Raw genomic sequence first — 1,332 nt, forward strand, 5'->3', positions numbered from 1 at the left:
CGTGACCCGTCCTGCCCCACGTTGACACCTCGGACTCGCTAAAAGGGCGAGATTGATGGATACGAGGGTGAAGAGAACGCAGCGCGATTACACGATGGCCTTTAAGTTGGCGGTGGTGGCGCAGGTGGAAAAGGGCGAGCTGACGTACAGGCAGGCGCAAGCCCGATACGGCATCCAAGGTCGGTCGACGGTGTTGACGTGGCTTCGCAAGCACGGTCGCCTGAGCTGGGGAGTTGCGGCATCATCGGCAGCCATGCCGATAGACAAGACCCCAACACCGCTGACGCCGGAGCAGCAGATCAAGGCGTTGCAAGTGCAGCTCAAGCAAGCGCAGCAGAAGGCGCAGCTGTTCGAAGCCGTGATCGATGTGCTGAAGAAGGATTACGGAGTGCGCGTCGTAAAAAAGCCTTCAGGCAAGTCCTCGAGCAAGACCTCGTCCAAGGGTTGAGCGTCAGCGGGGCTTGCCGACACATGGGCATAAGCCGTCAGGCTTACTACCAGGACCGCTGCCGCCAGGCAGCGCTGGCAAAGAGAGCGCAGGTGGTGGTGGATCTGGTGCGGGAGAGGCGAATGAGCCAGCCGAGAGTGGGCACGCGCAAGCTGCATTGCATGCTGCGAGAGCCGCTGGGTTGCCAAGGCATCAGCGTGGGGCGGGATGCGATGTTTGACGTGCTGCGCAATGCGAGGCTGCTGGTGGCGCCGCGCAGGGCGTATCACAAGACCACTGACAGTCATCACCGCTTCAGGCGTCACCCGAACCTGCTCAAGCCGGGGCCTGAGCAGGTCCGCCCCACGGGACCGGAGCAGGTCTGGGTGGCGGATATCACGTACCTGCCGACGGCGGGGAAGTTCGTCTACTTGAGCTTGGTGACAGACGCGTACTCGCGAAAGATCGTGGGGTGGCACGTGCACGCGAGCCTGCAGACGGAGGAAGTGGCGCAGGCGCTGAAGGTGGCGCTCAGAGGACGAAGGACGAGTCAGCGGCTGGTCCACCACTCGGACCGAGGCATCCAGTACTGCTCGACGTATTACCAGGAGCTGCACAGGCGCCACGGGCTGAGCTGCTCGATGACGGACGGATACGACTGCTACCAGAACGCCTTGGCCGAGCGGATCAACGGGATCCTGAAGATGGAGTTCCTGCTGGATAGGCCCAACGACCTGAAGGAAGCCAGGCAGATGGTGGGAGAGTCGGTCCAGATCTACAACGAAGAGCGACTGCACCTGTCGCTCAAAATGCAAACGCCCGATGCTGTGCATCGGGCGCAGTTGGTTGGCTGACGCCGACCTTTACAACCGTCCGGGACTGTCAACGTAGTTCAGGACGGGTCA

At 61.9% G+C, this 1,332-nt stretch carries 1 protein-coding gene; it reads left to right on the forward strand.

Translation table 11 applies throughout. The features are described from left to right. Positions 1-55: 55 nt before the first annotated feature. A protein-coding gene (locus DES44_RS24425; protein WP_232309875.1) for an IS3 family transposase occupies positions 56-1,281 on the forward strand; the annotation gives its coding sequence in 2 pieces (ribosomal slippage) (positions 56-398 and positions 398-1,281; 1,227 coding nt in all). The last annotated feature ends 51 nt before the right edge of the window (positions 1,282-1,332 follow it).

Origin of the sequence: Roseateles depolymerans (assembly GCF_003387155.1) — a bacterium.
GTDB lineage: Bacteria > Pseudomonadota > Gammaproteobacteria > Burkholderiales > Burkholderiaceae_C > Roseateles > Roseateles depolymerans.